Consider the following 24,919-nt stretch of genomic DNA (forward strand, 5'->3'; position numbering starts at 1 on the left):
CTATGCGAGTAAGTTACCGCGATGTTAAGGCCGAAATCCTGAAGCGCATCCGAAACAATACCTGGCCTTTGGGCACGAACCTTCCCGGTGAAATCGAACTGGCTAAGGAATTCGGATGTGCACGTGCCACCATGAATCGTGCCATGCGCGATTTGGTGAACGACGGTATTCTTGAACGCAAGCGCAAAGCCGGAACAAAGGTAAAGCAGTCTCCGGTCCGTCAGGCACAGTTTTCCATTTCAATCGTGCGCGAGGAGGTAGAGCAATCCGGTGCTGATTACACCTACAGTCTGATAGAAAGAGAACTGATCCCCGCCCCTGCTTGGCTGCGCGAACGGATCAAAGTCGAAAAGGACGCACCGATCCTGCATTTGAAGTGTATGCATTACTCCGGCAAAAACCCATTTCAGTTCGAAGACCGCTGGATCAATCTGGATGTCGTGCCCGCTGCCAGAGAATACGATTTTGAAAACATCGGCCCGAACGAATGGCTGATCCAGCAAATACCTTTCACCACGGGCGAGCTGGTCTTTTCTGCGACCAATGCGCCGGAAGGGATTGCGCGTTTTCTCAAAGCTCCGGTTGATACAGCATTGTTTTCGGTCGAACGGACGACCTGGCTGGAAGACAAAAGTGTGACCTATGCGCAGCTTTACTATGCCCGCGATCACAAGATGACGACGTATATCTGATACCGCCGGTTCCTCGCTAGCAAGGCCTGCTCTATCTGCATCGTTGTTTCCCGTCTTCGCAAACCATTTTGGGTAATCATTTTCTCGACCTACCCTCGTTTCGGCATATATTCCAAGTTGTCGGCGCTACCGTACCGCGCTTTCGTAAGCGTGGGACCGTAAGGCAATTTGGACTGTTAAAACCGTTGCTTTGGGGCGAGCAAAAGGGGAGCACATGAATATGGAGAGGATTTACTGCGGACCAGCGCCTCTGCCACAAGAACTCTGGAGCAGTTGGAATTTTGATCCGGTGGTGTTGGTGTGTCTTGCGGGGATGACTTATCTGCTGCGAAAACACGCAGCCGGACTGGGCGCTGTTGCGATCCTGTTTGTGGCGTTTGTTTCGCCGCTCTGTGCGCTTTCTTCGGCGCTTTTCTCGGCAAGGGTGGTGCATCATGTACTTCTCATCGCGGCTGCGGCGCCTTTGCTTGCACTAACGATACAAACGCGCAAACCGGCAACAATAGCCCGCCCCTTTGTCGTTTCTACCGTGATCCTATGGGGCTGGCACCTGCCTGCTGCTTATGATCTCGCCCTGTCGAACGTTGCTGTCTACTGGCTTATGCAGATAAGCCTCCTGATCAGTGCCACTTGGTTCTGGCGCGCGGTTCTGACAGCTGAAGCTGCGGTTGTGGAACGGATCGCCTTTATCGTTGCCGGATTCGCCCAAATGGGGATGTTGGGCGCGATCCTGACCTTTGCACCTACTGCACTTTACGCCGCTCACGCGTTGGCCCCGTTCGACTGGGGGGTCACACCGCTGCGGGACCAACAGCTTGGCGGGTTGATCATGTGGGTCCCTTCGGGCGTGCCTTATGCTGTCGCAGTTGTGCTTCTTGCGCGCAGGCACTGGCATCAACTGACGCGCGGTGCCCCGTGTTAGAGTGGATTTTTGCAACCATTCCCCTGTTCAAGGTAGCGCATATCGCAGCGCTGCTTACGTGGTGCGGCGGATTGCTGGCATTGCCGCTGATGCTGTCACGTCATGACCCGAACGGTTTCGCCGAAGACTATCGCAAAATCCGGCACGCAACCCACAATGTCTACACACTGGTTGTCACGCCCGCTGCCGTGCTTGCGGTGATTGCCGGAACATGGTTGATCTTCCTGCGCGGTGTTTTTGTGCCGTGGCTGTTTGCAAAACTTGCTTTTGTCGTGCTGCTGGTCGTAGCCCATGTCTGGATCGGGCATATCGTCGTTAAAGTTGCTGAATTGCCGGAAGACCACAATCCGCCTCGTCCGGTCCTGCCGCTTCTCGCCGTCTCTGTTCCGGTTGTCGCGATCCTGATCCTTGTGCTTGCCAAACCTGCATTTGACGGGGTCCGCTTTCCGGACTGGTTGCTTGAACCAAGGGGCGGTCAGTTACCTTTCGAGGTGCCAAGTTGATAGTCAAAGACAAGCTTGCCACCATGCCAGCCGGTGAAACTGACCACCAGAACGCAAAGGACCGACAGCAGGATGCCGTAAGGCAGCACGGCCGCTTCATATCCGAAAAGCCTGTATCCCCAATTCGCCCCGAGCAGGGCGAGAAGCGTGACGGCGATGATGAAATGGGTCCATGCCGGCGCGCGGGCGCGAATGCCGGGCACCAGCAGCAGCTCCGCCGTTCCGGAAACACCGGCGAGCATACCGAACAGGAAACCGGTGCCCGCCGCCCAAAGTGCGGCTCGCGCCCAGAAAATGTCTCCTGTCCACCAGTAAGCAATATCTGCGCCAAGCACACAGAAAGTCAGTGCTACGGGGAAAGCGACACTCATTGCGTGAATCGGGTGGCCGTGAATGGCAATGCGCGATTCCGTCTGGTCAAAGCCCGGCATCTCGCTGATCGGGTCGATCAGTTCTTCGCTGTCCTGCTTTCGGGTCTGTTTCGACATAATGCCACCATCCTGCGGTTTTTTGTGCCTGCCACGTTTCTCTTCCTGCTTACAGGGTGCGAGGGGGCGCTTTCAACTGTTGATCCCGCCGGACCGGCTGCACGGTCCATCGCGACGCTGTGGTGGGTGATGCTGGCGGGGGCTGCAGCAATATTCGGGTTGGTGATGATCCTGCTGGTATTCTCTTTCCGCCGCAACAAGAATTCCGGCGAAGAAGAAGGCCAGATAAGGGTCTGGATAATCGGGCTTGGGCTGGCATTTCCGGCGCTGGTCCTTGGCGCGCTGCTGGCTTACGGGCTGGTGGTTGGCGAACGGTTGTTACCAAGAGACGGCGTCAATCTGGTGCAGGTTTCGGCACAAGCCCGTCGCTGGGAGTGGCGTTTCACTTACGCCGATGCTCCTGCGCTTGAAACCACAGGTGTGCTCCATATCCCTGCGGGCCGGCCTGTCGATATTGCGATCACCACCGCTGACGTAATCCACAGCTTCTGGGTGCCCCGTCTGGCAGGCAAGCTTGACGCGATACCGGGTCATACCAACACCCTGCGACTGGAGGCGGATGCGCCCGGAACCTATCAAGGGGTGAGCGCAGAATTCAGCGGCGCCGGATACGATGCATTTGCCTTTCAGGTTGTCGTCCATGACGAATCCGATTGGGCCGCATTTTTACAGGGGCAACCGGAATGAGAGCGCTTGAGAGACACAGGAAACTCACCGCGATCTGGGCTTCGGAAACGGGGTTTAAGGGCTGGTTTTCCACGGTAAACCATAACGATCTGGGCCGGATGTTTCTGTTTACGGCTTTCTTTTTCTTCATCATTGGCGGCCTGCTGGCGATGCTGATCCGTGTGCAACTGGCCACGCCAAATTCTGCTTTTGCAGGGCCGGAAATCTACAACCAGATTTTTACAATGCACGGAACGGTGATGATGTTCCTCTTTGCCATTCCTACTTTCGAGGGATTGGCGATCTATCTTCTCCCCAAGCTGCTCGGCACCCGCGATCTCGCCTTTCCGCGCCTGACGGCTTACGGATTCTGGTGTTATGCTTTTGGAGGCACAATGCTGATCGTGGCGATGTTGTTCGGCATCGCACCCGACGGTGGCTGGTTTATGTATCCCCCGTTGAGCAGTGCAATCCATTCGCCCGGAATTAACGCGGATTTCTGGTTGATCGGTATCACTTTTGTAGAGATTTCTGCCATCGCCGCCGCGGTCGAAATTACGGTTTCGGTGCTGAAATACCGTGCCCCCGGCATGTCTCTGGAAAAGATGCCGATATTTGCATGGTACGCGCTAATCACGGCGCTGATGATCCTGACCGGATTTCCACCTTTAATTCTCGGCTCTGTCCTTCTGGAACTGGAACGGGCCTTCGGGTTGCCGTTCTTTCAGGCGGATCTCGGGGGGGACAGTCTGCTCTGGCAACATCTGTTCTGGCTGTTCGGGCATCCGGAGGTCTATATCATTTTCCTGCCTGCAGCGGGGGTTATTTCAACCGTACTACCCGTGATGTGCCGCACAACACTGCTGGGTTATGGCTGGATTGTTTCAGCGGCGCTTGCGCTGGCGTTTTTGTCCTTTGGCCTTTGGGTCCACCATATGTTTACAACGGGCATCCCCCATTTGGGACTGGCCTTTTTCTCTGCGGCTTCAACCCTTGTGGCCGTGCCGACCGGAGTCCAGATATTTGCGTGGATCGGCACCATGTGGAAAGGCCGGCCCGAACTGCATCTGCCAATGCTTCACATCCTCGGTTTTTTCGTCACCTTCGTTATAGGTGGTCTGACCGGGGTGATGGTGGCTGTTGTGCCCTTTGACTGGCAGGCCCATGATACGGCCTTCATCACTGCACATTTGCATTACGTTCTGTTTGGCGGTTTTGTGTTCCCGATTTTCGCGGGGATTTATTACTGGCTGCCCCATTTCACCGGTCGCCAACAGTTTTTTCGCCTTGGGGAACTGGCCTTTGCACTTGTGTTTGTCGGTTTTCACGTCACCTTTCTGGCGATGCATTGGGTTGGCCTGCTCGGCCAGCGCCGCCGCATTTCGGGGTATACGCCGGAAGACGGCTGGTCCGTTATCAATTTGATCTCTTCAGTGGGAAGCTTCATTCTGGCTATTGGCATCGCGATGATCCTGATTGATGTCCTTCTTCACATTTTCACAGCCCGTCGCAGCTGCCGGAACCCGTGGAATGCTACAACACTGGAGTGGGCGATGATCACGCCTGCTCCTGCCTACACTTTCGCCAGCTTGCCCCTGATTTCCTGTCGCGATCCGCTCGGTCGGGAACCAGCGCTTGCAACGGCACTGGCCCGTGGCGAAGGCTACCTTGGTGTGCCCAGAGAGGGGTTAAGAGAAACACTGGCTGTGGACAGTGCTAGCGGCCGCCCCGAAATGCACGTCCTTTATCCTGCGAATACACGGCTGCCTATTGTAATGTCCGCAGTGACGGGACTGTTTTTCCTTTCTCTGTTGTTAAAGTTCTACTGGACCGTTCCGCTGGCGCTTGTCGGTGTCATCATTCTCGCATGGAGATGGGTGTGGAGCTTGGGCCTTCGGGATGACCCAGCGATGCAGCCAGTCGGGCATGATCTGACTTTGCCAAGTGCAGCCACGGCCGAACGCGCGCCGGGTTGGTGGGGATCTGTATTTTTGCTGACGGCGAATGGCACTTTTTTTGGTGCGCTCTTGTTCGGATTCGCGTTCTTGTGGACCGTTGCGCCCGGCTGGCCGCCGCCTGTTTGGTTCAAACCTTCCGTGTTGGAATTTGCCCTTGGCGTAGCGGGTGCCGTTATCGCGCCGCTTGCCATGCGCCGGGCGATCCGCAAAAATCGTGCAGGTGACACACCGTTTTCAAATGTACTCATAGCATTGTTCGGGATTGCAGTGCTTGGAATTACCTGTGCGGCGTTAATGATGCGCGCGCCCGCCCCGACGAGCCACGCTTACGGCGCAACCTTGCTTGTATTGGGGGGGTACGGGCTGTTCCACGCAACAGTTGCAGCTTTGATGAGCGGCTTTCTGGCGACACAAATGCGGCTTGGTTTCACCTCGGCCAAGCGGCGTGCCGCCTTCCCTATTGTTGCGCTGTGGGTGAAGTACGCGAGTATTACAGGTCTCATCATTCTTTCTGCGGCCCATCTTCCCGGTATGCTCTCATGACAGAGCTTCTTCGTATCCTGCTCGCGCCGCTCGTCTGGCTCGTTTCATTCAGCGCAATTTACGGATTGCATGGTCTGCTGTGTGAAACCGCTGAGGGTTCATTTGCAGAGTTTCCGGTGCAAAGATTCGTCCTGCTTGCCGCATTTCTGCTGGCAATTGCCCTACAGATCACAATTCTTTGGGTGCTCTACCAGCCCCGCTTTGCGGCGCCTGCGGGACTCTTGCGTTTTGTCAGCCGCGCGGGCGGCTGGACGGGGCTGGTCGCAACGGTCTGGACCCTGTTTCCGATTGTGGCTCTCTCCACCTGCACCTAAACTCCGATGCGGGGTATAGTTAAAACCTATAGCTCCCCACGTAATGTTGAATGAGGGGTTGGCGCCCTGTTTCTGGCATGACGTTGCAAGGATTTGGCTTGGGGTACGGAAATGGCAGATTTATCAGGATTGTTTGTAGTCTCTGTCGAACAGGCTGTAGCAGCACCCTATGTGTCTGCCCGACTCGCCGAAGCGGGCGCCCGTGTGATCAAGGTTGAACGCCCCGAAGGGGATTTTGCACGCAATTATGACCAGCTTGTCCACGGCGAAAGCGCCTATTTCGTCTGGCTTAACCGGGGCAAGGAAAGTGTCTGTCTGGATTTACGCGAGGACGGAGACAAGGCTTTGCTGTCAAAACTGATCGCCCGTGCCGATATCTTCATTCAGAACCTTGCTCCCGGCGCGATCGAACGGTTGGGTTTTGCTCCGGACGTTTTGCGCGTTAAGCATCCCCGCCTGATAACGGTGTCGATCAGTGGCTACGGCGACGATGGCCCCATGGCGGACCGCAAGGCCTATGATCTGTTGGTGCAGGCGGAAAGCGGTCTGTCCGCGATCACTGGCAACGAGTCCGGTCCGGCCCGTGTCGGCGTGTCCGTTTGTGATGTTGCCTGCGGAATGACGGCCTATCAATCGGTGCTCGAAGCCCTGATAGCCCGGGGTACCACCGGCAAAGGCCGGCACCTCTCTATTAGTCTCTTTCACGCACTTGCTGACTGGATGAACGTTCCCTATCTGCAATACGCTTACGGTGGAAAAACGCCTGCACGGGCGGGGCTGTCCCATCCCACCATCGCGCCTTACGGCGTATTTACCTGTGCCGATGGCGGACAAATCCTGCTGTCGATCCAGAACGAACGGGAATGGATGCGGTTCTGTTCGGATGTTCTGGGGGACGAAAGGCTTGCCACCGATCCGCGTTTCTCCACCAATGCGCTGCGCGTTGAAAACCGGGGGGTGTTGGACGGGTTGGTCGCCGGTGCTTTCGCCTTGCGCGACAGGTCCGAAGTTGCACAACTACTTGACGATGCAGCGATCGCTTTCGGACAGGTTTCTACAATGGCCGACCTAGCAGGGCATCCCCAGAACCGTTTCGTCGAAGCAGATACGCCTTCGGGGCCGGTGCGCCTTCTGGCACCGGGGGCACGGATAAACGGAGAGTCCCGCCCCTTTGGCCCCGTCCCTGCCCTTGGCGCACATACGAACGCTATTCGGGACGAATTTTTGCATTCTGACAAATCCGAACATCTGACCGAGGAGTGATCTTATCGTGACCCTAGCCACCAGTGCCTCTGCCGCCCATGACGATTTGCGTGATGCCCTGCGCGCGCTTTGTGCCGGTTTCGCACCGGAATATCATCGCAAGCACGCACAGGACGGTACCTACCCGACCGAATTCATCGACGCGCTGACACGTGACGGCTGGCTCGCTGCGATGATCCCCGAAAGTTATGGCGGCGCGGGGCTGGGCCTGACCGAAGCCTCTGTCATCATGGAGGAAATCAACCGCGGCGGCGGAAATGCGGGACATTGCCACGGGCAGATGTACAATATGGGTACGCTCTTGCGTCACGGGTCAGATGCGCAAAAAGCCCGCTATCTGCCGGACATCGCCTCCGGCAAGCTCCGGCTGCAATCTATGGCGGTGACAGAGCCGACGACCGGCACGGACACAACCAAGATCAAAACCACAGCGCACCGTAAGGGGGACCGCTATGTGATCAATGGTCAGAAAGTCTGGATCAGCCGTCTGGAACATTCCGACCTGATGATCCTGCTGGCGCGCACGACGCCTCTGGCAGAGGTAAAGAAGAAATCCCACGGCATGAGTATTTTCATTGTCGAGCTTTCAGACGCGCTCGGTCAGGGCATGGAAATCCAGCCGATCCGCAACATGGTCGGCCATGAAACCCATGAGGTGTTTTTCGACAATCTGGAAATTCCCGCTGAAAACCTGATCGGCGAAGAAGGCATGGGCTTTCGCTATATCCTTGACGGTCTGAATGCCGAAAGAACCCTGATTGCTGCCGAATGTATCGGTGACGGCTACTGGTTTTTGGAACGTGCCGCGGACTATGCCAACGAGCGGGTGGTGTTCGACCGTCCAATCGGACAAAATCAGGGCGTATCCTTCCCGCTGGCGCGGGCCTATGTGAATGTCGAGGCCGCCAACCTTATGCGGTTTGAAGCCTGTCGCCGCTTTGATGCGCAACAGGATTGCGGGGCGCAGGCCAATATGGCCAAACTGCTCTCCGCCGATGCGTCATGGGAGGCTGCGAACGCCTGTCTCCAGACCCACGGCGGTTTCGGCTTTGCCGAAGAATACGATATCGAGCGAAAATTCCGCGAAACCCGGCTTTATCAGGTGGCACCGATTTCCACCAACCTGATCCTGAGCTATGTGGCAGAGCATGTGCTGGGCCTGCCCCGCTCATTCTGACGGATTTTGCTATTCCGGCGTCCAGACCAGTTCGCCCTCCCAAATCCCGCGTCGAACCATTTCAGCGGCGACCGTTAATGTCATCCGTTCAATCGCAGCGCTGGCGCGGGTTTGGGGGCGTAGCGGGTTCTTGGCGAGATAAACCGGACGGGAGATCGCCGGGTCGACAATCGGTGATTTGAGCAACTTTCCCTCTTGCACGTAGTCATGGCAGGCCGCAGGCGCAAAGATCGAAAACCCCGACCCGCGAGCCACCAGTTCCTTGATCTGGGTCATAGCGTCCAGTTCCGTTACCACGTTCAGACTGACGCCGCTTTGCGCGGCGGCGTTTTCAATGATCCGGCGTAATCCGTGCGGTTCGCCCGGAAGGATCAAGTCCAGACGCTCCAGCGATCTGAGAGATACGGGCGCACCGGGCGGTGTGTCCAGCGGCCACGCATCGGGCGCGGAAAAGAAGTAGAGTTGTTCATTCAAAACATGGGTCGCCTGAAAATGGGAAATCCCTTTGAGGTCGTAAAGAAATCCGATCTCGACAGTTTCATCCTCTATCCACGACTTGATGAAACCGCTCATCGCTTCGCTTGTCCTGAGCCTCACCTGTGGCAGTTCCAGACGCACGGTTTCAGACAAAGGAACGGCCATCACCATAGACACCGAAGGCGGCATCCCGAAGTGCACTTTGCCGGTGATGTGCCGGCCCGTCTCACGCAGTTCATCCACGCAGCGCGACATAGCCTCGCAAATTTCTCTGGCGTGGCGAAGCAGCAATTCACCTTCCGCGGTCAGAGTTGATCCACGGGGCGACCGGACCACAAGTTGAACCTGTAGTTCCTCTTCCATATTCACCAGATGCTGGGAAAGCGACGGCTGCGCAATATTCAGCCGCAGTGCTGCCGCTGACACAGAGCCGGTTTCCGCAATCGCGATGAAATAACGAAGCTGTCTTATGTCCACGGAAAACCTTTCACTTGCCCGATGGCAGGGCGATCCAGCGCCCCGCACGTTCCGGTCATTTTCTTCAGACTGTCCGTTCCGCGTGGAAGGGACAACCGGTTATTTCAAGGAACGGCCCCTGCGGTGCAAACGCTGCGGTATTTTCTTGCCAAGCAACAGCGCGATTTTGCAGTGACTTTCCTGCGCAGGTTTCTCGGACTCAACTACTCGGTTTACACCTGTTATTTTTTTACCAAATTAATTTCATGATGATAGACTGGCATCACATACTTGATTCTAACCATGGAAAGAGATTGATAATGATCAATGCCAAGGGACTGGTGATCGTCACATTTACGGCTGCCACACTCGCCGGTGGTTCGTTCGCGCAGGATATTGTGCGCATCGCATCGCCTAACAAAGTTACAACACTGGACCCGATTGCATCTGCAGCAGCGGGAAATATCGAGGCATTCGGCCAGCTCTACGCGCGGTTGCTTCGCAAGGACCGGGACGGCAATCTCCAGCCCGCTCTCGCAGAAAGCTGGACAATTTCCGACGATGGTCTGACCTACACTTTCGACTTGCGGGACGCAAAATTCTCTGACGGCACTACGATCACTGCAGAAGATGTGGCGTTCAGTCTCAACCGTGTCGCCAAAGATGAAGCATCCGCATATCCGGCGGCTTATGCGCCTGTCTCGGCGTTTACGGCGGTTGACGACGACACTGTCACTCTGACGCTGGAATATCCGAGTGCTCCGATGCTCTCTTATATGGAAATTTTCAACGCTGGCATCATCAGCAAAGATGATGTCGAAGCCCGCGGCGAAGAGGCATTTGCCGGCGATCCGGTCACATCCGGCCCGTTTATGGTGGAGGCATGGAAGCCGAATGATCGCCTGACCCTAAAGGCAAACCCGAATTACTGGCGGGATGGCTATCCCAAGGTGGCGGGTGCAGACCTGATTGAGGTTCAGGACGATAACACCCGCACGTCCATGATGCTTGCAGGGGAAATCGACGCCAGTCGCGGTGTTCCCTTTGCCCAAGTGGATGAGGTCGATGGCAGCGACTCTGTTACTGTGCCTCTGTCCCCCTCAACGCTGATTTACGGCGTGATGCCAAACCACGCCAAAGCGCCGTTTGATAACCTGAACGTGCGCAAAGCCGCAGCAATGGCCCTGAACCGTGAAGCGACGACCAAGGCGATGACCCTTGGTAAAGCGGTCGTTGCAAACAGCACCCTGCCCAATGCGCTGACCTTTCATAACGCTGACATTGCACCGCCTGCTTACGATCCGGCAGCGGCACGGGAACTGCTTGAATCCGAAGGCGCGCTCGGGGCTGAGATTACATTGATGATTACTCCAAGCTTTGAACAGGCAGCAACGCTTTTGAAGGCGCAATGGGACGCTGCAGGGTTTAAAACGACTGTGGAGCGCGTTGACGGCGGCTTGTGGTGGGATCGCCTGACCAAGGGCGACTATCAGGTAACAATCAACTGGTGGTATAATGAAACCGAAGACCCCGACCTTGCCGTTCGTTGGGCCGTTTGCGGCAGTTGCGGCAACAATTCCTATTACACCAACTATAACAATGACGATGTTAACCAGATGGTTGAAGACGCTCTTCGCGAACAGGATGAAGCCAAACGCGGCGCGCTTTACAAGGAAATCCAGCGGATCTCGACCGAAGAACTGGCGCAGATTCCGTTGTATTATCCGCCCTTTGCCAATGCCTATTCCACACGGATCAAGGGCCTGACCCTGACGCCGTCCCTGCAATGGACACTGGAAGAAACAGAGATCGTCAACTGATCCAGCTCTCTGGCCTGCCGCATTGGCGGGCCAGAGATTACAGGCGGAGCAAATACTTGAAAATTCTACGTTTCATCGTCGCCAGATTATTGCAATCTGTGCCGGTCCTGCTGGGTGTCAGCATCGTGACATTCCTGCTGATGGTGAACACACCCGGCGACCCGATCCGCCTGCTTGTAGGTGTTCGCGCGTCTGACGAGACAATCGCAATTATCCGCGACCGGTACGGTCTGGATGATCCGATTTTGTCCCAGTATTTTACCTACCTCGGGAACCTGGTGCAGGGGGATCTCGGGGCGTCCTTGCGTTTCAGAGTGCCCGTGTCCGAACTGATCGGCCAGTTCTATCCAGTCACTTTGTTTCTTGTAGTCTATTCTATCGTGTTGATCCTGCCCCCTGTGATCCTGCTGTCTGTCTGGTCTGCAAAACGGCCAAATGGTCCTGCGGACCAGATCATCCGGATTGTCGGGGTTGTCGGTCTTGCGATGCCTGTGTTCTGGGTTGGCTTGCTGTTTGCCCGTTTCTTCGGCGTGACGCTCGGTCTGTTTCCGGTTAGCGGTTTTGGTGACACAATTCCCCAGCACTTCCTGCACCTGTTCCTCCCCGCCCTGACAACGGCCATCTGGGTGGTTCCGATCCTGACACGCAATCTGCGCTCTGCGTTACTGGACGAAATGAACCGCGATTATGTGACAGCGGGCATGTCCAAAGGGCTGGGAGCGTCACAAGTATTCCGCACCCATGTGTTCCCGAACTCGGTTCTGCCAACGCTGAACCTGTTCGCGGTGATCGTGGCGTATCTGCTGGGCGGTTCCGTGATAGTTGAAACCGTTTACGCTGTCCCGGGAATGGGTAAGCTGATGGTGGATAGTATCCTTGCACGGGACTATTTCGTTGTACAGGGGGCCACTTTGGTATTCGCCCTTACGACCATTGTTGTCATGCTTGCTGTTGATATCCTGTCGGCGCTTATAGATCCGAGGATCAACACATGAAGCTCTCGCCGATGTTTGTTTGCGGTGCCACGCTGGTGGCCGTGTGGAGCCTCATTGCGCTTGCAGCCCCCCTGCTTGCCACCCATGATCCTTATGCGATCGACTTCGAGGCGCTTCTTGCCCCCCCGAGTGCCGAGCACTGGTTCGGGTCTGACAATGTGGGACGCGATACCTACAGCCGGGTGATCTACGGTTCGCGTCTTGCGCTTTATATTGGTTTGCTCGGAGTGATTGCACCGATGGTTATCGGCATGACAATCGGACTGCTGGCGGGATATTTCGGTGGCTGGGTCGACACAATCGCCATGCGTATTCTGGACATAACCGTGCCGTTTCCATTCTTCGTTCTGGTCCTGTCTATCGTTGCGGTACTTGGCCCCGGAATTGAAAACTACTTTATCGCTTTGGCGCTGGTGGGTTGGGTCGGCTATGCGCGGCTGGCGCGGGCCGAAGCCATCGTGCTGCGCAGTTCCGAATTCGTTCTCGCAGCGCGCACTATGGGTTTTTCACATCCCTACATACTGTTTCGCCACGTATTGCCCAATGCCTTGTCACCTGTCGTGGTCTATATGATGACCGACGTAACGCTGGTTATCCTGTTCGGTGCCGCGCTTGGCTTCTTGGGAATGGGTGTGTCCCCGCCAGCCGCAGAATGGGGCGTGATGATTGCCGAAGGACAAATCTATATTTCTACCGCCTGGTGGATCAGCTTCTTTCCCGGACTGGCGATGGTTCTGATCGGCGTGGGTTTTGCCCTGATGGGCGACGGACTGGCCAAAATGTTAAGGATCGAGCGATGACCCCCTTGCTGTCTGTCCGCAACCTTTCTGTACGTTTTGGCGAAACCCTTGCCGTTGACGATGTCTCCTTTGACCTGCCCCGAGGCGGGGCGTTGGGAATCGTCGGAGAAAGCGGATCAGGAAAATCGGTGACCTGCCGTGCCCTGATGAAACTGCTGCCGTCAACTGCCCGTACTGAGGGTGAAATCCGTTTTGAGGAACAGGATATTCTGGGGGCCTCCGAAGCCACCTTGAACACCCTGAGGGGCAAGCGCATTGCGATGATTTTTCAGAGCCCCGCTTCCCATCTCGATCCTCTTATGCGGATAGGGGATCAGGTCGCGGAAACCCTGCGCAAACACACAGAACTGAAGGGCCGGGCCATTCAGGAGGAAGTTCTGCGCCTGCTCGACGTAGTGCGCATCCCCGAGCCCGAACGCTGGGCGCGTTCCTATCCGCATCAACTGTCCGGAGGGATGAAACAGCGCGCGATGATCGCCGGTGCGCTCGCCTGCAAACCGGATCTGTTGCTGGCAGATGAACCGACCACGGCGCTTGATGCAACGGTGCAGAAAAGTGTGTTGGACCTGTTGGTGGAACTACGGCAGTCACAAGGGCTATCGATGATCTTTGTCAGCCACGATCTCGGCGCAGTTGCGCGGGTCTGTGAAGATGTAATTGTCATGCGTAAATCCCGCGTGGTTGAAACGGGCAAAACCCGAACCGTTATTGACTCACCACAACATGAATACACACGGATGCTGATCGCCTCCCATCCGGATCGCCTGACACAACACACACCACCAGTCGCCCCGAAAGCAGCACCGCTGTTAGAGGCGCGAGGCGTTCAGGTCCGGTACGGGGGCGGGGGATTAACTGATATCTTCACAAAACGGGCGAGCGGTTTTCTGGCAGTAAAAGGGGCAGATTTCTCCGTTCAGCCCGGAGAGACCCTCGGCATCGTCGGGGAAAGCGGATCGGGCAAAAGCACGATGGCCCGCGCGTTGGTGGGTCTGGTCAAACCGGCAGCAGGGGAGATCCTTTTCGAAGGTGCACCTGCCCGTCCTTTTGGGCGCAACCGCGCCGATTATCTGCGTGATGTGCAACTGGTCTATCAACACCCATATGAAGCCTTGTCGCCGCGGATGCGCATCCGCGACGCTATTGCGGAACCGCTGCGCCGCCACAAACTCTGCGCGCCACAGAACGTGGCGGCAAGGGTCGCGGATCTTATGGCACAGGTCGACCTCGACCCGTCACTTGGTGATCGCTTGCCTGCACAGCTTTCGGGTGGTCAATGCCAGCGCATTGCAATCGCGCGGGCATTGGCAATGGACCCGCGGGTTCTGATCGCGGATGAAGTCACCTCCGCGCTGGACGTCACCCTGCAAGCACAGGTAATGGACCTTTTGATCAGATTGCAAAAAGAACGGGGATTAACGATGATTTTCATCAGCCATGACCTCGCTGTCATCAGGCGGTTATGCAACTCCGTAATCGTAATGCGACGCGGCGAGATTGTAGAAGCCGGACCAACCGATCAAGTCTTTGACAATCCGTCAGAGGAGTACACACGCACTCTGATTAACGCGATCCCCCACCTAGAGGCTGCACACCCATGAGCGATGTTCACCCTGAACCCAGCGGTACCGTCCTTGAACGCGTGGCGCAGGCCAGCAATCTGTCCAAGGCAGAAAGCACCGTGGCCCGCTGGGTCGAGAGCGATCTGATGGATGTGCCGATTGATACAGCCGGAGAACTGGCGAAATACGCGGGTGTCAGCGAAATGACCGTGACCCGTTTTGTGCGCCGGTTAGGATACAAAAACTTCAAGGCGTTCATGAGCGCTGTAAACGCCGACCTGCGGTCCGAGATCGGGTCAAGCAGTGCATTGCGCAAATTGCGCGTCGCAATCCCGCTGACGACAGAAGACGAACTGGCCCGACAACTGGAGTTGGAGATTGAAGCCATCGTTGAGGTGTATCGCCTTGCAAGCACCGACCAATGGCATGCGGCGCTCGATATAGCTATGCAGGCCCGCTACATCAAGATCTGCGGCTTTCAGGGGTCGATGGGGCTTGCGATGGATTTTGCGACCCGTTTGAAATATGCCCGCTCCGGTGTTCGCTATGTTTCCGGCACCAGCGGTAACTGGTCCGAGATTTTTGAGGATGACGTGGAGGACAGTTGCGTCATCATGGTAGATACCGTTCCCTACGCCAAAACTTCTTTGAAGATTGCTGAACTCTGCCTTCGCCGTTCCATACCGCTGATTACCGTAACCGACCGGTTTGATCCTTGGCCAAGGCAGTACACGCCCCATGCGCTTTCCGTCAGCACAGTCACCAAAACCTTTTTAGACAGCACGGCGGGTCTGTCTGCTTTGTTGAATTTGATGCTGAACGGCATAACGGCCCGTGCGGGTCGTTCCGCAAACGAGCGGCTGAACAAGATGGGCGCACTAGGCCGGCACTTCGAAGCCTATACCTTTGAACCGGGTGCACAGAACCGCCCGTTACAACGCGACAACAGAAAGAAATCCGAATGACCCAGAAGCCCCGCGCCCGTGATATCGGCCTGAAATTCTCCGGCATGCCCGGACCCTATAACGCTATCACAGACGTACCGGGAGTCACTGTGGGGTACTCGACCATTCTGGAAAATCCGGTTGAGGGTGTTCACAAAGGACTTTGCACCGGTGTGACAGCGATCATTCCAAGGGGCGTGTCCGGTAGCATTCAACCGGTCTGGGCCGGTATCGATTCATTTAACGGCAACGGAGAATTCACCGGCAGCCATCTGATCAACGATCTGGGCTGGTTCCTCGGGCCGGTGATGATCACCAATTCCCACGGTGTCGGCATGACCAGTCATGCAACCGTAGGCTGGATGATCGATCGCTACAAAGAGATCTTCAACGACGATCACATGTGGTGTCTTCCCGTGGTGGGCGAGACTTATGACGGTGTGCTCAACGATATTAACGCCCGTGCTGTGCAGGAACATCATGTGCTGGAAGCCCTCAACACAGCAACCGGCGGGCCGATTGCCGAAGGCAATGTCGGTGGCGGAACCGGCATGATTGCTTATGAGTTCAAAGGTGGAACCGGCACTGCCTCCCGCAAGATTACAGTGGCAGGGGCCGATTACACATTGGGCGTCATGGTGCAGGCGAACCACGGCACCCGCAACTGGTTTGAAGTCTCAGGCGTACCGGTCGGGCACCAGATGCGGGAGGATATGGTATTCGGTCACGAGCAGGGATCGATCATCGTGGTTATCGCAACAGATGCGCCACTGATGCCACACCAGCTAAACCGGCTGGCGCGGCGTGGCTCTATCGGTATCGGGCGCAACGGCAGCAAAGGGGGCCACAATAGCGGTGACATATTCCTCGCTTTCAGCACTGCCAACGGGCACGATAATCCGTGGCGTGCGCCCGACGTGATGAAGCTTGAGATCCTCAACGACGTGCATCTCGATCTATTTTACGAGGCCGCAGTCCAGTCTGTGGAAGAAGCGGTCCTGAATGCAATGATTGCCGCAGAAGATCGGGTTGCAGTGAAACCTGCAGGAAAGCTCGTCAGGGCAATCGATCCTGTAAGGCTGGTTGAAATCGTAAATGGGGCGTAACGCCCCCGCCTAATCGGCGCAGAGCGTGTTCATCCAACCCAAACCGGCTTTGGTTGTGGCTTGCGGATGGTATTCCGCCCCGATGAAACCGTTGTAACCAAGATCGTCGATGCGCTGTAAAAGCCAGCGATAATCGACTTCGCCGCGATCGGGTTCGGCGCGGTCAGGGACTGATGCAATCTGGACGTGGCCGATCTTGGGCATCAGCCGTTCCAGCGTTTTCGCCAGATCGCCCTGCATGATCTGCATGTGATAACAGTCAAACATGATCTTCAGTTCGGGCCGTTCCAGCGCGTCCACAATCCGTTCCGCGTGATCAGTGGTGGACAGGTGATAGCCCGCTACATCGCGGGTGTTGATGGGTTCGATCAGTACGCTAATGCCGTGCTCTGCCGCCAGATCACAGGCATGGTTCAGATTGCTGCGAAAACAGTCCTCGGCCGCAGCACCACCATCAGTGCGCCCTGCCATAACATGAACCGCGTCCACCCCTGCTGCTGCTGCATAATCTACCGCGCGGGCAATTTCAGCGCGGGCCTCTGACACGCGGTCGGGCAAGGCCGCCAGCCCGAAATCCCCTGCCCCGCGGTCACCCGGCCATGTGTTCAGGCCCAGCATCCGCAAACCGGTTTCAGCCAGTGCCGCGCGCATCTGTTCGGGGGGCGTATCGTAGGGAAAGTGGCATTCAACGGCATCAAAACCGGCTGCTTTTGCTGCACGGATCGCGTCGGGCAGATCGTGTTCTGTGAACAGAAACCCCAGATTGGCAGAAAATCGGATCAATCGTCCCACTCCACATCGAATTTGGTCACAAGCGCCTGCACATGTGCATCGGTGAGTGCCCGTGCATTCATCCCGCGCAGCATCAGGGCGAGCCTTGCCGTATCTTCGAGTTCTTCGATTGCATTACACGCCGCTTCCACATCCTTGCCGGCCACAACCGGACCGTGATTTGCCAGCATCACAGCCGAACGTTTACCGGCAAGGCCGCGCACGGCCTCCCCCATCGCGGGATCGCCGGGCATGAAATAGGGCAGCAACCGTACCTTGCCGAGCTTCATAATACCATAAGGCGTCAGCGGCGGCAGGAAGTTTTCGGGGTCGGTATCGGGCAACATCGACAGGGCCACGGAGTGGCAGCTGTGCAGATGCACCACCGCCCCGGCTGTGCTGCGGGTGTCGTAGAACGCTTTGTGTAAGGGCATTTCCTTGGTCGGTTTATCGCCCCCGATCAGCGTGCCGTCGGCATCAAAACGGGACAGGCGCGCAGGATCAAGCCGCCCGAAACTGGTTCCTGTAGGAGAAACCAGCAAACCGCCGTCTTCGGTTCGCGCAGAGATATTGCCGGTGCTACCGCCCGTCAGACCACGGTCGAATATGGATTTCGCCAGCAGGCAAATATGTTCGCGCAGCGCGTTTTCCTGCATCAGTCCTGTCCCAACACTTTTGAAGCCTTCTCGAAGTAATCTTCGGTGCCAAAGTTACCGGATTTCAGCGCGATAACCAATTCATCACTGGCCCGCAGGGCCGGAACGCCCGGATCAATCTCCGGTCCGATTTCCAAGGTTTTGAAGTCGAGCGCCTCAACCACGGCGCCAGATGTTTCGCCACCGGCGGTCAAAATACGTGAAACACCCAGCTCTGCCAGACAAACTGCGGTTTGACCAAAAAACGTTTCCAGTGCATGAGCGGCGGCTTCACTGCCGAATTTCTTCTGAACCGCTGCCACATCATCCGGATCAGCCGAACTGTAGGCAAGGGGCAGGCCCTCTGTCTCATACAGCCACTGCGCGGTTGCCTGTGGCGTTTGGGCGCCGCTGATCACATCGGCGGGATCAATCTTCAGGCTGGGATGGCGGGCCACATGATAGGCAATCTGCCCCCGCGTTGCCACAGAACAGGAACCCGATAGCACTGCTGCCTTACCCGATTGCGGCGTCCATGGAACCTCTGCCGGGGAGATACCGAAATTGGCAGGCAAGCCAAGCGCCACGCCAGACCCGCCGGTTATCAGAGGCAAGCCTTTGGCCGCAGCACCGATTTCCATAAGGTCATTGTCACGCAACGCATCTACGATCAGCATCCGGTGACCTGCCGATTTTTCCGCATCCATTCTGGCGCGGATCGCGGCAGCCCCTTCAAAGACAGCACTGGCAGGAACATGTCCGACGCTGTTTTTGCTTTGCGCCGCCATCAGCCGGCGCAGGTTTGCATCCTTCATCGGCGTCAGGGGATGATTTTCCATGCCGCTTTCATTCAGCAGCACATCTTTCACGAACAGATACCCCTGATAGACCGATCGCCCTGCCCCCGGAAATGCGGGGCAGACAATCACGTTATGAGCATCGAGCGCATCGGCCAGCGCATCGGCAACGGGGCCGATATTGCCTTCGGCTGTACTGTCAAAAGTAGAACAGTATTTGAAGAAAATCTGTTCACAGCCTTGTGCTTGCAACCATGCCAAAGCCTCCAGCGACTGGCGGATTGCTTCCTGCGGGTCGATGGAGCGTGATTTCAGTGCAACCACACCGGCCTGAACATCCGCGCCAGCAGGGGCTGTCGGTACGCCGCTGTACTGAACCGTGCGCATCCCTGCCTTGGCCAGAGTATTTGCCAGATCGCTCGATCCGGTGAAATCGTCTCCGATACATCCCAGTAACATTATTCATCCCCCGGAAGTTTAACGCCGCCCTGACGGGCAAAATATTTTGCGATAGCTGCGTCGTCTTCATCCCCGAGCCCCGCAGCAGAGGCGGCCTTGAACTGTTCCAGCGCATTGGCCGAAATCGGCACTGGCAAATCGGATGCGGCTGCAATCTCGCCGACAATCCCCAGATCCTTCAGCCAGATGTCCACTTTGGAATGCGGTGTATAATCGCCCTGCACCACATGGGGGCCACGGTTTTCAAACATCCACGATGTACCCGCAGACACCGAAACAACATCCACAACCTGCGCAGGGTCAAGCCCTTGAGACGCGCCAAAAGCCAACGCTTCGCCCATGGCAGCAATATGAACCCCTGCAAGAAGCTGGTTCACGGCCTTCATCGCAGACCCCGGACCCGCGCGATCCCCCAGACGGTGCACGGTTTCGGCCATTGCCTCCAGCGCAGGTTCTGCAGCCGCGAAGGCCGCTTCCGTTCCCGAGGCCATAATAGACAGCCGTCCTTCGGCAGCTTTGACAGCACCGCCCGAAATCGGAGCGTCAAGATAAAGCAACCCGAGCGCTTCTGCTTCCGCTTCCATCTCGCTCGCAAACGCAGGAGCTACAGTAGCACAAGAGATGATCACCCCGCCCTTGCACAACCGCGCCGCAGCACCGTTTTCACCGAACAGTGCGGTGCGGGTCTGCTGTGCATTCAGCACTGTGCAAACCACCACCTCAACCGGCGCGTCATCTTCAGCAAAGCGTTTGCCGCCTGCTTCACACAACAGATCGACCTGACTTGCAGCCGGATCAAATCCGCACACTTCAAAACCGGCGCGCACAAGGCTTTTCGCCATTCCCAGCCCCATAGAGCCGAGACCAACACAATATACAGACATCATTGTCCTCCGAATATCCATTCAACCGGCCACAGCGTGATTGCCGGTACATAGGTGATCACCATCAGTGCTGCGAAAACTGTCAGCACAAACCAGATCAGTTGCGGGATAATTTTTTCGACCTTCAACTGCGCGACCGAGCAGGCCGCAAACAGATTAACTCCGAGCGGCGGTGTGATCATCCCAAGCGCAAGGTTCACCACGATGATCAGACCGAAATGCACCGGATCCACCCCGTAGCTCAGCGCGATAGGTGTCAGGATCGGTGCCAGTACAAGGATCGCCGCCGAAGTTTCGATGAACATGCCAACGATCAGAAGAAGGATATTTACGGCCAAAAGAAAGGCGACGCGGCTTTCAAAGATTTCCTTGAACCACTGGGCGATTTCATTTGGCAGGCCGGAGCGTGTGATCAGGAATGAAAACAGCGATGCGGCCGAGATAATGATCATAATCGCCGAGGTGGAGATCACGGTCTTTTTCAGAATCTCGGGCAAATGGGCGAATTTCAGTTCCTTATACAGCCCCATACCAACGATCAGCGCCGCAGCCACAGCCGCTGCACTAGCCTCGGTCGGGGTGAAGATGCCGGAATAAATCCCTCCAAGGATCACCACTGGCACCAGCAGCGCAGGCAGCGCCGCTTTCAGCGCAGCCCCCGGACTGGCGCGGCCCATGCCGTCGTCCTTGCCGATGCCACGGATCCGGCAAATCACCAGCACCAGCGCCATCAGCGAACCGGCCACGACAACACCCGGCCCAAGGCCCGCGACGAACAGCTTGCCGATGGAGGTATCTGTGGACACCCCGTAAAGAATGAGCGGAATCGAAGGCGGAATAAGCACGCCCAGTTCGGCAGAGGACGCCTGAATAGAGGCCGCCAGCGGCTTGGGGTAATTATGCTTTACCATCGCCGGAATAAGGATTGCCCCGATGGCGAAAGTCGTTGCAACAGAGGAACCGGACACCGATGCAAACAGCATACAGGTCAGAACACAGGTACAGGCCAACCCGCCCTGAATACCCCCGACCAATGATTTGGCCAGTTCAACCAGACGGTGGGAAATCCCCCCTGCCGACATCAGGTTGCCTGCCAGAATAAACAGCGGGATCGCCATCAGCGGGAAGCTGTCGATGCCGGTAAACATACGTTGAGCAATCAGCAACAGGGGCAAGCGGCCCTCTGCCTGAATGCCGATGATGGATGCCAGACCGATTGAAACCGCAATCGGAACCCCGAGTACAAAGAGGATTGCGAGCGAAAAACCGAGTGCGCTGTTCACAGTGCGTCCTCCTCGTTGCGGGTGACCAGCCAGTCCCCTTGGACCGCACGGACAATAGAGGCCAGAATGGCGACAAGAATGAAACCGGATCCGGTGGGCAGCGCCGCATAGACCCATGCGATGGAAATCTCCAGCGCCGACAGGCTTTGCGGGATGACGCGAAGGGTCATCAGATACCCCTGCCAGAACAGGAAGGAAAAGAAGATCAGGGAACCGATGCTTGCCAGTACGTAAAGCGCAAGACCAAGGCGCGGCGGCAGGGCATTCTGTATCATATCAACAGAAATCATCGCGCCGTGTTTGAAGGCGACAGCCACCCCGAGAAACACCGACCAGATCATCGCCGAACGGGTGATCACCTCGGACCAGGTGGAAGGGGCGCCAAAGACAAAGCGGGTGACGACCTGATAGAGCGCCAGACTGGCAGCGATCACCAGAAAGGCAATAGAGAGCCTCAGCGCGACTCCTGTCGTGAAATTTTCGAGGCGCAGGAAATAGCGCATGTCGGGGCCTCATGGATAGATTGGGAAAGGACAGGCAGGCGCGGTTTTGACCCGCGCCTGCCAAAAAATCGGGTTATTCGACGTTCTGGATACGGGTTACCAGCTCGGTGCCGTATTTGTCGGTGTAAACCGCGTAAGCCGGCTCTGCCAGTTTGGCGAAGGGCGCTTTATCCACGTCGGTGATCACTTCCATGCCGTTTTCCCGCAGCAGGGCCACGCCTGCTTCTTCCAGACGGTTCACTTCCGCCCGGGTTGCCGCAGCAGATGCTTTGGCAGCTTCTGCAAACCAGCCTTTTTGCTCATCTGTCAGACCGTCCATCAGGATCGGAGAGGCCAGAACAACCGCAGGAGAATAGACGTGTCCGGTCAGGGAAACGTGGTTTTGCACTTCCCAGAACTTGGAAGAGGTGATCACGGTCACAGGGTTTTCCTGACCATCGACAACACCTTGCTGCAGGGCTGTGAACAGTTCAGGAAAAGCCATCGGGGTCGGTGATGCGCCCATGCCGGAGAAGGCTTCCATATGAACCTTGTTTTCCATGGTGCGCAGCTTCAGACCGTCCAGATCGGCGGGTGTTTTCACTGCGCGTTTGGAGTTGGTCACATGGCGGAAACCGTTTTCGGACCAAGCAAGACCGACAAGCTGGTTCTCTCCGATCTTGCCAAGCAGTTCCTGACCGATTTCACCGTCCAGCACCTTGCGCGCGTGGTCATAGCCACGGAACAGGAACGGCAGGTCGAGCGCGAAAACTTCCGGTACAAAGTTGCCCAGCGGACCTGTGGACGTGATCACCACATCCATAGAACCGATTTGCAGACCCTCGATCATGTCCCGCTCCCCGCCGAGTTGACCGGCAGGCGCTTGAGAGCCTGTGAACTCGCCACCCGAAAGTTCTTCGAGTTTTGCGATGAAGGCATCTGCGCCAACGCCGTAGTGGGACGTTGGTGACAGGGCGTGGCCGATCACGATGGATTGTTCGGCCTGTGCCGGTGTGAAGCTTAGCGCGGCGATCGCGCTTGCCACGGCAAATACTGTGTGTTTCATGTTGGTTCCTCCAATGGTATTAAAGTCTTAGGGTCTTTGTGACGCGCCGTTCAATGCAAACGCGCCTCTCCCAGTCAGGCCGTTTGGCCCATCTCATCCTCGAGATAAATCCTGATGATTTCCTCGAAAGAATTCTCGGCACGAAAGCCCGCTTCAAGGGCGCGTGCGGTGTCAAAATCACGGGGCCATCCCGCGACAATGCCAGCAATCGTTGCATCGGGCTCACGCCGGATCAGGGCAACCGCCTCGTCTCCGGCCACGGCGCGTAGGGCCTCGATCTGTTCGGCCACAGTTGCAGACACGCCGGGCATGGTCATGCAGCGCTGCGCCCCGAGCGGAACCGTATCCATGGATGCGGCATGTTCGATATAACCAACAGCTGCGCGGGGGCTGGCGAACCAGTGACGCACATCATCGTCAACCGGCAGGATTGCTTCCTGACCGTTCAAAGGTTCTCGCAATATACCGGAAAAGAAGCCGGAAGCGGCCTTGTTCGGCTTGCCCGGACGGATGCAAATGGTGGGAAAGCGGATGCCGACGCCGTCCAGAATGCCGCGGCGGGAATAATCGTTCAGCAGCATCTCTCCCATCGCCTTTTGCGTACCGTAACTGGTCAGCGGCGTAAGGTTGAAATCGTCGGAAATCTTGGTCGGGAAAGGTGCGCCGAACACTGCCAGTGACGACGCATAGATCACGCGCGGACAGTAATCAGGCAGTGCTGCAATGGCTTCCAGCAGCGCCCGTGTTCCGTCCAGATTGACGCGATAGCCTTTGTCCATATCGGCCTCGGCCTCTCCGGAGACAATCGCGGCGAGATGCACGATTACATCCGGCCTGTCAGCGACCAACTTGGCAGCGACTCCGTCTTCGGTCAGGTCAGCAGCATAAGACACGCGCGGGCCATTGAAATCACTTGCAACGTCTGGCGCAACCACGTCCACCAGCGTCAGGGCATCTACACCCTGCCCGCCAAGCGCACCTGTTTGCGCGATACGTTCTGCCAGCTTGCGGCCGATCATGCCGGCTGCGCCAATGATTGTGACTTTCATTTTGATGCCTTCTGTTCTGATGTCGAAAGCACGGCCCGCGTGCTGTCGTAAATACGTCTTTCGTGAATCCCCAAACCTTCGGCCAGCGCATCTGCATCCCCTGCCTTCAGGGCAGCAAGGATAACGCGGTGGTCCTCGATACTTTGGGCGATAGCTCCGGTTGCGCCGATTGCTCGGCGACGGTGGTCCAACTGGTAAGAATAGAGAGTCGTGGCGAGGTCTGAGAGAACCGCATTACCACAGGATTGATAGATGGTTGTATGGAACGCGCGGTCTGCGATCAAAAAACGTACCGGATCACCCATGGCGGCGGTTTGTTTATCAATCAGCTTTTCAAGTTCGGATATCGTCGCGGCGTCTACACGTTGCGCAGCCAATCTGGCCACACGCTCTTCCACCATCAGGCGACCTTCGTGCACATCCTCCAGCGCGTAATCCGTGACACGGCCACTAAAGAAGGCGGACAGACCGAGACCCCCGACATCATCCGAGACGACTTTGGTTCGCGCCCCTTGAACAACTGAAACGATTCCCTTGGTGGAGAGGATTAGCAATGCGCCACGGATGGTCTCGCGGCTGACACCCATAGTGGCGGCCAATTCCCGTTCGCTTGGCAGGGCATCGCCAACATTCAGCACACCAGAAGCAATAAGCGTAGCGAAACGCTCTGCCACTTCATCTTTAACAGACCGGTGCGTTACCTTTTCCAAAGGGGCATTCTGTCCGGCTAGTAAAGCGTTCTCGCCCATTTGTGTCCTCCCGAAAAAACCAGTCGCCTCCCAACTGGTCCGGTTATTAGACCACTAG

At 56.7% G+C, this 24,919-nt stretch carries 25 protein-coding genes; 14 read left to right on the top strand and 11 right to left on the bottom strand.

Annotation, left to right across the window (positions count from 1 at the left end; genetic code table 11):
- The first annotated feature begins 2 nt into the window (after nucleotides 1–2).
- The 3 genes from C0U40_RS10945 (at nucleotide 3) to C0U40_RS10955 (ending at nucleotide 2,117) form a co-directional block, all read left to right on the top strand.
- A complete protein-coding gene (locus C0U40_RS10945) occupies nucleotides 3–692 on the top strand; it encodes a GntR family transcriptional regulator (protein ID WP_101655831.1) in 690 nt (229 codons plus the stop codon).
- A 214-nt stretch (nucleotides 693–906) separates the two neighbouring features.
- On the top strand, nucleotides 907–1,614 hold the full coding sequence (locus tag C0U40_RS10950) for a cytochrome c oxidase assembly protein (protein WP_286134913.1): 708 nt from the start codon (nucleotides 907–909) through the stop codon (nucleotides 1,612–1,614).
- Complete coding sequence (locus C0U40_RS10955; protein ID WP_101655832.1) at nucleotides 1,608–2,117, top strand: CopD family protein; 510 nt, start codon at nucleotides 1,608–1,610, stop codon at nucleotides 2,115–2,117. The genes C0U40_RS10950 and C0U40_RS10955 overlap by 7 nt, the downstream gene beginning before the upstream one ends.
- Here the strand turns inward: C0U40_RS10955 and C0U40_RS10960 are convergent.
- Nucleotides 2,090–2,605 (bottom strand): DUF2231 domain-containing protein, encoded by a 516-nt coding sequence (locus C0U40_RS10960; RefSeq protein WP_101655833.1) that lies wholly within the window; start codon nucleotides 2,603–2,605, stop codon nucleotides 2,090–2,092. The two genes, C0U40_RS10955 and C0U40_RS10960, sit on opposite strands and share 28 nt — an antisense overlap.
- Nucleotides 2,606–2,629: 24 nt before the next feature.
- Between C0U40_RS10960 and C0U40_RS10965 the strand changes: the two genes are divergently transcribed.
- From C0U40_RS10965 to C0U40_RS10985, 5 genes are all read left to right on the top strand, one after another.
- A complete protein-coding gene (locus C0U40_RS10965; RefSeq protein WP_286134914.1) occupies nucleotides 2,630–3,292 on the top strand; it encodes a cytochrome c oxidase subunit II in 663 nt (220 codons plus the stop codon).
- Nucleotides 3,289–5,772, top strand: coding sequence for a cytochrome c oxidase subunit I (gene ctaD / locus C0U40_RS10970; protein ID WP_101655834.1), 2,484 nt, complete (start codon nucleotides 3,289–3,291; stop codon nucleotides 5,770–5,772). The genes C0U40_RS10965 and ctaD overlap by 4 nt, the downstream gene beginning before the upstream one ends.
- Entirely contained in the window at nucleotides 5,769–6,086 is a 318-nt protein-coding gene (locus C0U40_RS10975) for a hypothetical protein (RefSeq protein ID WP_101655835.1), read from the top strand. The genes ctaD and C0U40_RS10975 overlap by 4 nt, the downstream gene beginning before the upstream one ends.
- Before the next feature lie 111 nt (nucleotides 6,087–6,197).
- Nucleotides 6,198–7,349 (top strand): CaiB/BaiF CoA transferase family protein, encoded by a 1,152-nt coding sequence (locus tag C0U40_RS10980; protein ID WP_101655836.1) that lies wholly within the window; start codon nucleotides 6,198–6,200, stop codon nucleotides 7,347–7,349.
- 7 nt (nucleotides 7,350–7,356) lie between these two features.
- Entirely contained in the window at nucleotides 7,357–8,526 is a 1,170-nt protein-coding gene (locus tag C0U40_RS10985) for an acyl-CoA dehydrogenase family protein (RefSeq protein ID WP_101655837.1), read from the top strand.
- 9 nt (nucleotides 8,527–8,535) lie between these two features.
- Here the strand turns inward: C0U40_RS10985 and C0U40_RS10990 are convergent, their stop codons facing one another.
- Complete coding sequence (locus tag C0U40_RS10990) at nucleotides 8,536–9,480, bottom strand: LysR family transcriptional regulator (protein WP_101655838.1); 945 nt, start codon at nucleotides 9,478–9,480, stop codon at nucleotides 8,536–8,538.
- 299 nt (nucleotides 9,481–9,779) lie between these two features.
- Here C0U40_RS10990 and C0U40_RS11000 point away from each other — a divergent pair, with 299 nt between their 5' ends.
- Genes C0U40_RS11000 through C0U40_RS11025 form a run of 6 tightly spaced genes read left to right on the top strand, consistent with a single transcriptional unit; the run spans nucleotide 9,780 to nucleotide 16,686 of the window.
- Nucleotides 9,780–11,279 (top strand): ABC transporter substrate-binding protein, encoded by a 1,500-nt coding sequence (locus C0U40_RS11000; RefSeq protein ID WP_101655840.1) that lies wholly within the window; start codon nucleotides 9,780–9,782, stop codon nucleotides 11,277–11,279.
- A 56-nt stretch (nucleotides 11,280–11,335) separates the two neighbouring features.
- Nucleotides 11,336–12,274, top strand: a complete 939-nt coding sequence (locus C0U40_RS11005; protein ID WP_101655841.1) for an ABC transporter permease — start codon at nucleotides 11,336–11,338, stop codon at nucleotides 12,272–12,274.
- Entirely contained in the window at nucleotides 12,271–13,074 is an 804-nt protein-coding gene (locus C0U40_RS11010; RefSeq protein WP_286134915.1) for an ABC transporter permease, read from the top strand. The genes C0U40_RS11005 and C0U40_RS11010 overlap by 4 nt, the downstream gene beginning before the upstream one ends.
- Nucleotides 13,071–14,675 carry a dipeptide ABC transporter ATP-binding protein gene (locus C0U40_RS11015; RefSeq protein WP_101655842.1) on the top strand — a complete coding sequence of 535 codons (1,605 nt, stop codon included), beginning with the start codon at nucleotides 13,071–13,073 and terminating at the stop codon, nucleotides 14,673–14,675. The genes C0U40_RS11010 and C0U40_RS11015 overlap by 4 nt, the downstream gene beginning before the upstream one ends.
- Entirely contained in the window at nucleotides 14,672–15,601 is a 930-nt protein-coding gene (locus C0U40_RS11020) for a MurR/RpiR family transcriptional regulator (RefSeq protein ID WP_101655843.1), read from the top strand. The genes C0U40_RS11015 and C0U40_RS11020 overlap by 4 nt, the downstream gene beginning before the upstream one ends.
- Entirely contained in the window at nucleotides 15,598–16,686 is a 1,089-nt protein-coding gene (locus tag C0U40_RS11025; RefSeq protein ID WP_101655844.1) for a P1 family peptidase, read from the top strand. Before C0U40_RS11020 ends, C0U40_RS11025 begins: the two co-directional genes overlap by 4 nt.
- A gap of 9 nt (nucleotides 16,687–16,695) precedes the next feature.
- On the opposite strand, the gene C0U40_RS11030 is transcribed toward C0U40_RS11025, so the two are convergent.
- From C0U40_RS11030 to C0U40_RS11070, 9 genes are all read right to left on the bottom strand, one after another.
- Nucleotides 16,696–17,466, bottom strand: a complete 771-nt coding sequence (locus C0U40_RS11030; RefSeq protein ID WP_101656119.1) for a hydroxypyruvate isomerase family protein — start codon at nucleotides 17,464–17,466, stop codon at nucleotides 16,696–16,698.
- Nucleotides 17,466–18,113, bottom strand: a complete 648-nt coding sequence (gene otnC / locus C0U40_RS11035) for a 3-oxo-tetronate 4-phosphate decarboxylase (protein ID WP_101655845.1) — start codon at nucleotides 18,111–18,113, stop codon at nucleotides 17,466–17,468. Before otnC ends, C0U40_RS11030 begins: the two co-directional genes overlap by 1 nt.
- Nucleotides 18,113–19,348: a 3-oxo-tetronate kinase gene (gene otnK, locus C0U40_RS11040; protein WP_101655846.1), complete on the bottom strand. Its 1,236-nt coding sequence runs from the start codon at nucleotides 19,346–19,348 to the stop codon at nucleotides 18,113–18,115. The genes otnC and otnK overlap by 1 nt, the downstream gene beginning before the upstream one ends.
- Complete coding sequence (gene ltnD / locus C0U40_RS11045; protein WP_101655847.1) at nucleotides 19,348–20,232, bottom strand: L-threonate dehydrogenase; 885 nt, start codon at nucleotides 20,230–20,232, stop codon at nucleotides 19,348–19,350. Before ltnD ends, otnK begins: the two co-directional genes overlap by 1 nt.
- On the bottom strand, nucleotides 20,232–21,515 hold the full coding sequence (locus C0U40_RS11050; RefSeq protein ID WP_101655848.1) for a TRAP transporter large permease: 1,284 nt from the start codon (nucleotides 21,513–21,515) through the stop codon (nucleotides 20,232–20,234). Before C0U40_RS11050 ends, ltnD begins: the two co-directional genes overlap by 1 nt.
- A complete protein-coding gene (locus C0U40_RS11055) occupies nucleotides 21,512–22,018 on the bottom strand; it encodes a TRAP transporter small permease (RefSeq protein ID WP_101655849.1) in 507 nt (168 codons plus the stop codon). Before C0U40_RS11055 ends, C0U40_RS11050 begins: the two co-directional genes overlap by 4 nt.
- Before the next feature lie 73 nt (nucleotides 22,019–22,091).
- Entirely contained in the window at nucleotides 22,092–23,063 is a 972-nt protein-coding gene (locus C0U40_RS11060) for a TRAP transporter substrate-binding protein (protein WP_101655850.1), read from the bottom strand.
- 74 nt (nucleotides 23,064–23,137) lie between these two features.
- On the bottom strand, nucleotides 23,138–24,112 hold the full coding sequence (denD, locus tag C0U40_RS11065; RefSeq protein ID WP_101655851.1) for a D-erythronate dehydrogenase: 975 nt from the start codon (nucleotides 24,110–24,112) through the stop codon (nucleotides 23,138–23,140).
- On the bottom strand, nucleotides 24,109–24,861 hold the full coding sequence (locus C0U40_RS11070) for a FadR/GntR family transcriptional regulator (protein WP_101655852.1): 753 nt from the start codon (nucleotides 24,859–24,861) through the stop codon (nucleotides 24,109–24,111). Before C0U40_RS11070 ends, denD begins: the two co-directional genes overlap by 4 nt.
- Nucleotides 24,862–24,919 lie beyond the last annotated feature (58 nt).

Source organism: Neptunicoccus cionae (assembly GCF_002860325.1).
Classification (GTDB): Bacteria; Pseudomonadota; Alphaproteobacteria; order Rhodobacterales; family Rhodobacteraceae; genus Amylibacter; species Amylibacter lutimaris.